At 69.3% G+C, this 8,929-nt stretch carries 9 protein-coding genes; 4 read left to right on the top strand and 5 right to left on the bottom strand.

Annotated elements, in window-relative coordinates:
- Positions 1 to 156 precede the first annotated feature (156 nt).
- On the bottom strand, positions 157 to 993 hold the full coding sequence (locus ACIKT0_RS08945; RefSeq protein ID WP_407105009.1) for a DUF1206 domain-containing protein: 837 nt from the start codon (positions 991 to 993) through the stop codon (positions 157 to 159).
- Between the two features lie 313 nt (positions 994 to 1,306).
- Complete coding sequence (locus ACIKT0_RS08940; protein WP_407105008.1) at positions 1,307 to 2,014, bottom strand: EAL domain-containing protein; 708 nt, start codon at positions 2,012 to 2,014, stop codon at positions 1,307 to 1,309.
- 184 nt (positions 2,015 to 2,198) lie between these two features.
- Here ACIKT0_RS08940 and ACIKT0_RS08935 point away from each other — a divergent pair, with 184 nt between their 5' ends.
- Positions 2,199 to 4,091 (top strand): propionyl-CoA synthetase, encoded by a 1,893-nt coding sequence (locus ACIKT0_RS08935; RefSeq protein ID WP_407105007.1) that lies wholly within the window; start codon positions 2,199 to 2,201, stop codon positions 4,089 to 4,091.
- 17 nt (positions 4,092 to 4,108) lie between these two features.
- Here the strand turns inward: ACIKT0_RS08935 and ACIKT0_RS08930 are convergent, their stop codons facing one another.
- Entirely contained in the window at positions 4,109 to 5,674 is a 1,566-nt protein-coding gene (locus tag ACIKT0_RS08930; RefSeq protein WP_407105006.1) for a hypothetical protein, read from the bottom strand.
- A 179-nt stretch (positions 5,675 to 5,853) separates the two neighbouring features.
- On the bottom strand, positions 5,854 to 6,552 hold the full coding sequence (locus ACIKT0_RS08925) for a DUF1013 domain-containing protein (RefSeq protein ID WP_407105005.1): 699 nt from the start codon (positions 6,550 to 6,552) through the stop codon (positions 5,854 to 5,856).
- Positions 6,553 to 6,782: 230 nt separating this feature from the next.
- Here ACIKT0_RS08925 and ACIKT0_RS08920 point away from each other — a divergent pair, with 230 nt between their 5' ends.
- Positions 6,783 to 6,983: a DUF1192 domain-containing protein gene (locus ACIKT0_RS08920; protein ID WP_407105004.1), complete on the top strand. Its 201-nt coding sequence runs from the start codon at positions 6,783 to 6,785 to the stop codon at positions 6,981 to 6,983.
- Between the two features lie 270 nt (positions 6,984 to 7,253).
- Positions 7,254 to 7,778 carry a protease adaptor protein RcdA gene (rcdA, locus tag ACIKT0_RS08915; RefSeq protein WP_407105003.1) on the top strand — a complete coding sequence of 175 codons (525 nt, stop codon included), beginning with the start codon at positions 7,254 to 7,256 and terminating at the stop codon, positions 7,776 to 7,778.
- 63 nt (positions 7,779 to 7,841) lie between these two features.
- On the opposite strand, the gene rpmE is transcribed toward rcdA, so the two are convergent.
- Positions 7,842 to 8,072 carry a 50S ribosomal protein L31 gene (rpmE, locus tag ACIKT0_RS08910; RefSeq protein WP_183393348.1) on the bottom strand — a complete coding sequence of 77 codons (231 nt, stop codon included), beginning with the start codon at positions 8,070 to 8,072 and terminating at the stop codon, positions 7,842 to 7,844.
- Between the two features lie 198 nt (positions 8,073 to 8,270).
- On the opposite strand from rpmE, the gene ACIKT0_RS08905 reads away from it, so the two are divergent.
- Positions 8,271 to 8,929: ABC transporter transmembrane domain-containing protein (locus ACIKT0_RS08905; RefSeq protein ID WP_407105002.1), on the top strand; the 659-nt coding region annotated here is incomplete at its 3' end.

The raw sequence follows: 8,929 nt of genomic DNA, 5'->3' as shown, positions 1-8,929 counted from the left end.
GGCCCGGCCGGGCCCGGTCGTGCCGGTCCATGTGGTCCCCGCGCGCGACGGCGACGAGGCGATCGGCCTCGAATGGCTCGTGCGCGAGCGCAGCGTCAGCGTCAATCTCGCGGCGGTGGGCGGCGACGCCAGCCTGATGTCGCTCGACGCCTGAGATCAGGCGCGCTGCAGCGCCTTGGGCGCGTCCGGAAGGTCCGGCATCTGGATCCGCCGGTAGAGCGCCTGCACGACGCCGAACGCGCCGAATGCGAACAGGCCGAGCGCGACGAGGCCGAGCAGCGCCCAGCCATAGGGCTGGCTTTCGAGGCTGTGCAGCGCGCCGCCCAGTCCCTTGGCCTCCTTGGAGTTGCCGTGCAGGGCCGCGGCCACGAGGAAGCCGCCGATCAGGATGAAGGTCACGCCGCGCGCCGCATAGCCGATCCGGCCCAGATATCTGGCGAACCGCTCCCGCGCCGGAGGAACCGACAGCCGCTTCAGCACGTCGCCGCGCCAGCCCTTCAGCGCGTGAACGCAGCCGCCGATGATGAAGCCGATCCCGACGGCCGCGACGAGCCAGCGCCCGAAGGAATGCGCCAGCGCCCATTCGGTCCAGTCCTGCGCGGCCTGGTCGTCGCCGCCGGAGCTGAAGCCGAGGCCGAGCGCGAGGCTGATCGCCGAGACCGCCAGCGCCCCGTTGGCGAAGCCGCTCAGCAGGTGGATGGCGCGGGTCGCGAGCCCTTTGGGAGACGAGCCGCAGTCATCCGCGTCGGTCGCCGCCTCCACGATCCGCCACAGCGCGAAGAAGGCGAGCCCGAGCCCGACGGCGAGCAGCAGCGCCGCCCCGAAGGGCTGGCCCAGCAGCGAGCGCAGCGCGCTCTTGTTCCCGCCGACGTCGCCGCCCGAGCCGATCGCGGCCAGCAGCGCGAGCCCGCCCACGAGGCAGTACACGGCGCCGCGGGCGGCGAAGCCCGCGCGGGCGAAATGTTCGAGGCGAAGAGCGGCCGGGGGAGTCATCAAAGGATCATCGGTCGCCAAGGCCCGGCTTCAAGCCGCCGGCCCGCGCGCGGTCGAAAAAACCGCAAGGCGCGTGAGCGCTTAGCTTGCGGTCGTCCCGCGCCGGGCCCACATGGGCTCTGTCGTCAACAACCGAAAGGAGGTGATCCAGTGTCTCATTGCGCCAATCGCCGTTCGCAGAACGCCGTGACCTGGATCTTGGCCTCAGCCGGGATTCACGCCTGATCAAGGCGAAGGCCGCGGCCTTCTCGAAAAGCCGCGATCTGCAATGTGAAGGGCCGTCCCTCCGGGGGCGGCCCTTCTTCTTTCCGGCTCAGGCGACGCCGACGGCGTGGGCCGCGACCGGCAGGGCCACCGCCGGCAGGGTCTCGAAGCCGGGCCGGGCGAGCAGATAGCCCTGCATCAGCCGCACGCCCATTTCCTGCAGGCGGCGGAACTCGCCCTCCGTCTCGATACCTTCGGCGATGAGCTCGATGTCCAGCTCGCGCGCCATCCGGACGACGCTCGCCACGATCGCCTGCCGGGCGCGGTCGTGGTCGAGCCCCCGGATCAGCTCCATGTCGAGCTTGATCACGTCGGGCTGGAACTCGGCGAGCAGGTTGAGGCCCGAATGGCCGGCGCCGAAATCGTCGATCGCGGTGATGAAACCCTGCCGCTTGTACTCGTTCAGGATCCCGACGAGATGCGGCCGGTCCTCGATCCGCTCGCCCTCCGTGACCTCGAACATGATGCGCTCGATCGGGAAGGCGTGGCGCCGCGCGGCCGCGAGCGTGGTGCCGAGGCAGAGGCTCGGCTGGTAGACGGCGTTGGGCAGGAAATTGATGCTGACCCGGCTTTCGACGCCGAGCCGGGCGGCGTGCTCGACCGCGGTGCGGCGGCAAAGCTGGTCGAACGCGAACCGGTTCTCCGGCGTCACGCGGGACAGCACCGCGCCCGCGCCGGATCCGTCGGCGCCGCGCACCAGCGCCTCATAGGCGAACACCGATCCATCGGCGACGTCCACGATCGGCTGGAAGGCCATCGTGATCGCTTCCTCGAACGGCGCCCGGCATCCCGGGCAGCCGCTCTCCTCCAAGAGATCAGATGATTCCCGGCCCTCTGTCATGCCATCCTCTTCGACGGGAAGGAGTGGGGTTTGGTGCTCGGCTACCACCCTGCGGCCCTGACCCTTACGAGCCGGTTACTCCTTGGCGGGGATGCGTTCGATGACGAGCAGCTATCGCGAGGTCCACAGGGCGTCGCTGGACGATCGGGACGCCTTCTGGCTCAAGGCCGCGGAGGCGATCGACTGGTTCGAGAAGCCGCTCAAGGCGTTCGATCCCACGCTCGGCGCCTATGGCCGCTGGTTCCCCGACGGCATGACCAACGCCTGCCACAACGCGCTCGACCGCCATGTCGAGGACGGCCGCGGCGACCAAGCGGCGCTGATCTATGACAGCCCGGTCACGGGCGCGAAGCGGACCTACAGCTACGCGGAGCTGCTCGACGAGGTCTCCAGCTTCGCCGCGATCCTGCAGGACTTCGGCGTCCGCAAGGGCGATCGCGTCGTCATCTACATGCCGATGGTCCCCGAGGCGCTCGTCGGCATGTTCGCCTGCGCCCGGCTCGGCGCGATCCATTCGGTCGTGTTCGGCGGCTTCGCGGCGAACGAGCTCGCCAAGCGCATCGACGACGCCCGCCCGAAGGTGATCCTCACCGCCTCCTGCGGCGTCGAGCCGAGCCGAAAGGTCGCCTACAAGCCGCTGCTCGACGAGGCGATCAGGCTGTCGAGCCACGCGCCCGAAGCCGTGGTCCTGCTGCAGCGGCCGCAGCTCGAGGCGGAGCTCGTCTCCGGCCGCGACCATGACTGGGCAACGCTGCGCGAGGCCGCGCGCGGCCGCAGCGCCCAGTGCGAGCCCATGCGGGCGACCGACCCGCTCTACATCCTCTACACCTCCGGCACGACCGGCGCGCCCAAGGGCGTGGTGCGCGACCTCGGCGGCTACATGGTCGCGCTGGCCTGGTCGATGGAGGCCATTTACGGCGTGAAGCGGGGTGAAACCTTCTTCTGCGCCTCCGACATCGGCTGGGTGGTGGGCCACTCCTACATCGTCTATGCGCCCCTGCTCGCGGGCTGCACGACCATCCTCTACGAGGGCAAGCCGGTCGGCACGCCCGATGCGGGCGCGCTGTGGCGGGTCGCGTCCGAATATGGCGCGGTCGCGCTGTTCACCGCGCCGACCGCGATCCGCGCCGTGAAGAAGGAGGACCCGCGGGGCGAGAAGCTCGCGGGCCACGATCTTTCCAGGATGCGCGCGCTGTTCCTGGCCGGCGAACGCGCCGACCCCGCGACGGTCGCCTGGGCGGAGAAGCTTCTCGGAATCCCGGTGATCGACCATTGCTGGCAGACCGAGACCGGCTGGGCGATCGTGGCGAACCCGCTCGGGCTCGGCGTGCTGCCGGTGAAGCACGGCTCCCCGACCGTGCCGATGCCGGGCTACGACGTGACGATCCTGGACGACGCGGGCCACCAGGTCGCGCCCGGCACGCTCGGCAACATCGTGATCCGCCTGCCGCTGCCGCCCGGCTGCCTGCCGACGCTGTGGAACGACGAGGCGCGCTTCCGGTCCGCCTATCTGACGGGCTTCCCCGGCTACTACCAGACCTCGGACGCCGGCTTCATCGACGAGGACGGCTATGTGTTCTTCATGGCCCGCACCGACGACATCATCAACGTGGCCGGGCACCGGCTGTCGACGGGCGGCATGGAGGAGGCGATCGCCAGCCACCCCGACGTCGCGGAATGCGCCGTCGTGGGCGTCGCCGACACCATCAAGGGGCAGTCGCCTCTCGGCTTCGTGGTTCTGAAGGCGGGCGTCGACCGGACGCCGGCGGAGATCGAGCGCGAGATCGTGACGCTGGTGCGCGAACGGGTCGGGCCGGTGGCCTCCTTCAAGCAGGCACTCACCGTGCCGCGACTGCCGAAGACCCGCTCGGGCAAGATCCTGCGGGGCACGATCCAGAAGATCGCCGACGGCGAGGCTTGGACCATGCCGGCGACGATCGAGGACCCGGGCGCGCTCGACGACATCGGCGACGCGCTGGCGGACCGGCGCTAGCCCAGGGCGCAGGCCCCTCAGCGCCCCGTCGGTTCTGGCCGGGGGTCGAGCCGCGCATAGCCGGGGCCGATCTCCTTGGCGATCAGCATCCAGATCTGCCGCAGGCGGTGGACGTGCAGGTCGTCGACCATCAGGCCGACGAGGCGTCGGACGCCTTGCCTGGTCAACGCCCCGGCGTTGTAGGCCATGCGATCCGGAGCGTCGGCGGGCGCCGCGCCGGCGTAGGTCGGCTCGAACTTGAGCGCGCGCCGGCAGCGCGCGTTGCGGTCGTAGTCGGTGAGCAGGACGGCGCCGACCAGATCGACCAGCGACTCGTCGCTTTCTTCCGGAAGCACTGCGCGCTCGAGATCGAAGATCGTCCGGATGTTGTAGGGCTTGAGCAGCAGGAACCGCTCTGGTCCCACCACGGTGCAGAGCTGCGCCTGCGCCACCCAGTCGATCGCCTCATAGATCCCATAGGGGTTCTCGATGTGGACCATGATCGGATTGGCGGTGGCGAGGTTCTGGATGTCGAAGATGTTGGCCTCTTCGAGCCGGAACGCCGTGAACGCGTCCACTCCGTCCAGAATGGTCAGCGGCACCGTCTTGGCGTGCTCCTCGATCTCCACAAAGCGGTCCTTGAACCGGACGCCCGAGCGCTGCAGCACATATTGCAGGGCTGCGTCCGGCACGAAGCCGAGCGCGAAGGACAGCATCAGCCAGATCGAATTGACGCCGTCGCGAGGGTCGGGGCCGGGGATCGCGCCGGGGGCGGGCCTGTCCGCTAGCCCCAGGGACGCGGCGCTGTCCCTGATGAAGTCGGCCGCGCCCGCGACGCTCGGGAACACCCGATACAGGACGATCGCCAGCGTGGTGGCCAGCACCATATGGGCGAACGCCCGCAGGAAGGTCAGCGGCGAGAGGTCGAACACCCCGACGGCCCTGAGCAGCAGCCGGACGCAGTAGAAATAGGCTCCGGCGAAACAGAACGCGCCCACCGTCAGCAGATTGGCGTGCGCGGCGGCGAACATGCCGGGGTCGCGGATGAGGCTGACCGGCGATCCCCCGAGCGACAGGAAGCTCGCCCACAGCCAGCCGCTGATGCTCTTGTCGCGCTCGAGCACCTCGATGATCGGCGCGAACAGGATGAATCCCCAGAAGAACGAGTAGGCCATCAGGGGCAGGGCGCAGACCAGCAGCATCCAGTCCGCGTGCAGCATCATCGGGAAGCGCGGGATCGTCTCGAGCTTCGGCTCTTCCCCGTCCCGCAAGTCGAGGTCGACGTAATACTTCCCCTTGACGAACTCGAACGACACCGGCGCGCGCTGGCGTCCGGCGGCGCTCGGGGCGGCCATGCTTAGATTGAAGGTGGTCGCGAACAGGTTGATCAGCTTGATGCGCGTCAGCCGGATCTGGTGCCGGATCGCGATCGTCGTCACCGGGAGGATGACGGCCAGGAACAGGCTCGTCACGATCGGGAACAACAGCTGGGTCTGCCAGCCGAGCGCGGCGTAGACCAGGAAGCCGATCAGCGCCGCCAGCGTGGCGAAACCCAGAAATCCCAGGACGCCGACGGCCGCGCCCTTCGCCCGATGGTCCGCCATTGGCGCGATCCCCTGAAGACGCGCTCGCAGAGCGAGCGACTGCAGGGGTGACGCTACCTTAGATTGTATTCAGCGAAAGGCGTACAACTACGTACGGCCGTGGCCGGCCGGCGCTGCGCGTTCCCCGGATGTCCTTGACGTGACGAGGAGACGCCAGGGCGCCTCCCCGGGAGGCCGCGTTAGCGGCGGTCCTCGTCGTCGTCCTCGTCCTGATCTTCGCGCTTGAGCTGGTTGAGCTTCGCGAAGACGCTCTGGACGTCGAGCTCGGCCTCGGCGCCGGGCTCGGCGGTCGTGACCTCGGCCGGCAGCAGGGTGTCCTCCGGCTCCTCCTTGCGGAGCACCGCGTCGGGATTGGCCTTGCCGGCCTTCGCCACCTCGAAGTCGAGGTCGATCTGCGAGCACAGGCCAAGCGTGACGGGGTCGGCCGGCGCGAGGTTCTGCGCGTTCCAGTGGGTGCGGTCGCGGATCGCGGCGATCGTCGTCTTGGTCGTGCCGACCAGACGCATGATCTGGCTGTCCTTGAGCTCAGGATGGTTGCGCACCAGCCAGAGGATCGCGTTCGGGCGGTCCTGGCGGCGGGACACGGGCGTGTAGCGCGGACCCTTGCGGGGCTTGATCGGCGGCAGGCGCACCTTCGACACCGCCACGCTCAGGCGGTAGTCCGGGTTCTTCTGGCCGCGCTCGATCTCTTCGCGGGTCAGTTGGCCCGAGGTGATCGGGTCGAGACCGCGAATGCCCTGCGCCGCCTCGCCGTCGGCCACCGCCTTCACTTCGAGCTCGTGCAGCTTGCAGAAGTCGGCGATCTGCGCGAACGACAGCGACGTGTTCTCGACGAGCCAGACCGCGGTCGCTTTCGGCATCAGCGGCGCGTTCGACATCTGCAATACTCCTCTCGCTCCGTCCGCCGGAACTGCGACGGAGCCCTGACCGATATCTCGATGACGGGATCGCGTGGATATAGGCCTTTCAGCATATCCGCGCAACGGAGCCGGAGGCCGGACTTCTCGTCTTCGGCGGCCGCTCCGGATCGGGACTCGCGGCGGCGCCTTGCAGCCGCACGTCCCGCTGCGGCACGGCGCCAGTCCCGGCGCGCGACAGGAGATCAGACATGGCCGCATTCGACGACGAACTCCCCCGGGCCCCGGCGGCGGCGCGGGAGCACGTGATCGGGCAGGATCTATCGACGCTGTCGGTGGAGGAGCTGACGCGGCGCATCGCGGTTCTGAAGTCGGAAATCGAGCGCCTGGAGGCGGCGGTCGCGGCCAAGACCGCGCACCGCAGCGTGGCGGATTCGCTCTTTCGCTCCTGAGACTTCGGGACTTAACGCTCGGTTAACCTTTCGCTCGGCTCAATATCGGCGAGTGGTGATCCTGCCCACTCGGCACGCCTCCCTATGAACGCCTCCGGCCGCCCCCATCGGCGGCCTTTTTTTGGCTTAACGTTTCGGTAACCCTCGACTGAGGTCCGCTGGGGACAAGCCGCCGGTTGGTCCGGCGTTTGCCCACCGGGTCTCGTTGATGCGAAGATCGGGTCCCGCTAGCGTGCGGCGCCCGCGTGGCGTTCCGGAAGGGTGGCGAGGATGACGGACAGGACCGCGAAAGCGGACGACGGCGGCGCGGTGTCGTTCGGCGCGCGGCTGGTCGGCTCTGCGGCCTTCACCTCGCTGTTTCGCGAGGGCATGGCGCTGGTCGAGGAGACCGCCGCCTATCTGGACGGCGACGGACGGACCGAATCCCGCAGCCTTGGCCGCCCTGAATCGATCGCCTACGCGACCGAGAGCATGCGGCTCACCACTCGGCTGATGCAGATCGCCTCCTGGCTGCTGGTCCAGCGCGCGGTCAATGACGGCGAGATGTCGGCCGATCAGGCGCGCGACGAGAAGCGCAAGGTGCGGCTCAGCCCGATCACGTCCACGCTGTCGCCGGAGATCTTCGGGCGGCTGCCCGAGCGGCTACGCGACATCGTCGAGCGCGCCGGGCGGCTGCAGGAGCGCGTGCAGATCCTCGACGCGCAGCTCGACGGCAAGCTGGTCGCCGAGGAGCCCTCGCGCAACCCGCTCGAGGGCCAGATGGAGCTGCTGCGCCAGGCCTTCGGCCGCGGCTGACCGCGCAAACGAAAACCCCGGCCGCAGGGCCGGGGTCGGGCAGGTCGGCGATAAGGCCGGCGTTCAGGTCTTCGAGATGCCGAAGTTGGCGAAGCGCTTGTTGAAGCGCGACAGGCGGCCGCCGCGGTCGGTCAGCTGCGCCGAGCCGCCGGTCCATGCCGGATGGGTCTTCGGGTCGATGTCGAGCTGGAGGGTGTCGCCCTCTTTGCCGTAGGTCGAACGGCTCTCGTACTCGGTGCCATCGGTCATGACGACCTTGATGGTGTGGTAGTCGGGATGGATGTCGGCCTTCATGGGTCGTCTCTGTCGGTTGCGCGCGAGAAGCCGCAGCGCGTCTGAAATCGTCGCGATGGCGTCAGGCCGCAGCCTATATCGCAAAGGCCGCCGCCGGACAACCGCGCGCGACGAGACGGCCGCGGACTTGTCCTCAGGGCTCCGAGGGCTCAATAAGGCCGCGCATGAAGCTTGGAACGACCCAGAAGAAGCGCGCCCATGGCCCGACGCCGCTCCGCCGCCGCTGACGCCGGAACGGAGGCCGCGCCCCGCTCCCGTTCGCTGAGGCCGCTCGCGGCGCTCAAGCCCTACGCGCTCACGCACAAGGGGCGGCTTGTGGGCGCGCTGGTCGCGCTTACGGCGGCTTCGGCGGCGACGCTCGCGATCCCGGTCGCGGTCCGCAGGCTGATCGACTTCGGCTTCTCGCGCGATCACCCGGGCATGGTGGACGCCTATTTCGGCGCGGTGCTTGCGGTCGTCGGAATGCTCGCGGTGGCGAGCGCCGCCCGCTACTGGTTCGTGACGACGCTCGGCGAGCGCGTGGTCGCGGACCTCCGCAAGGCGGTGTTCGCCCATCTCACGCGGCTGTCCCCGGCCTTCTACGACGCGACCCGCGCGGGCGAGATCGTCTCCCGGCTGACCGCCGACACCACCCAGATCAAGTCGGCCTTCGGCGTCAGCGCCTCGCAGGCGCTGAGGAACCTCTTCCTGTTCATCGGCGCGGCCGTGATGATGGTGGTCACCAGCCCGAAGCTCTCGGCGATGGTGCTGATCGCGATCCCGGTCATCGTGCTGCCGCTCGCCGCCTTCGGTCGCTCGGTCCGCCGCCGCTCGCGCGCCGCGCAGGACACGCTGGCGGAAGCCTCGGCGCTCGCGGC

The sequence above is a fragment of the Hansschlegelia beijingensis genome, from assembly GCF_045505405.1.
In the GTDB taxonomy this organism is placed as follows: Bacteria; Pseudomonadota; Alphaproteobacteria; order Rhizobiales; family Methylopilaceae; genus Methylopila; species Methylopila beijingensis_A.
The sequence above is the reverse complement of the archived record's forward strand: the minus strand, read 5'-3'. Positions and strand labels throughout refer to the sequence as shown.